Here is a 521-nt window from a genome sequence, read left to right as displayed (position 1 = left end):
TAGCCGAAGGGCGCCATGCCCGCCTCCGTTGCAGCGTCGGAGACCAGCACGTTCACGAGGCTGCCGGTCAGCACCAGCATGGATCCGGAATAGGAGGCGAAGGCTAGCGGCATCATGAGCTGCGAGGGCGACCACCCTAGCCGCACCGCCACCAGCACCAGAACCGGCAGCAGCGCGGAAACCGCGCCGCTTGAGCCGATCAGCGCCGTGAGGAAGCCCACCAGTAGCATGGCGAGCACCAGCAGCCGCCGGCGGCTCTGGCCGGCCTGGGCGATCAGTAGCTTGCCTGCCCAGGCCGTGACGCCTGTCGCGTCCAGACTCGCGCTCACCACGAAGAGCGAGGCGATGAACAGCACCGTCGTGTCGCCGAAGCCTGCCAGAGCCTCGTGATGGTCGAGGATGCCCGTGAAGTAGAGGGTGAGCGCCGYCGCCAGCGCCACCGGCGCGATAGGCACGCGGTTGGAGACGAAGAGCAGCACCATCACGGCGATGACGGCGAAGGTGATGGAGATGTCGCTCAT

Annotated in this window: 1 protein-coding gene; it reads right to left on the bottom strand. The window is 67.3% G+C overall.

Going from position 1 to position 521, the window contains the following annotated elements:
* Window positions 1-521: SLC13 family permease (locus tag AC1DWF_RS38515; RefSeq protein WP_476843658.1), on the bottom strand; the 521-nt coding region annotated here is incomplete at both ends.

The organism is Aminobacter sp. P4_D5 (genome assembly GCF_056401815.1).
Note: the sequence above shows the minus strand (reverse complement) of the source record. Positions and strands in the feature narration are given on the sequence as shown.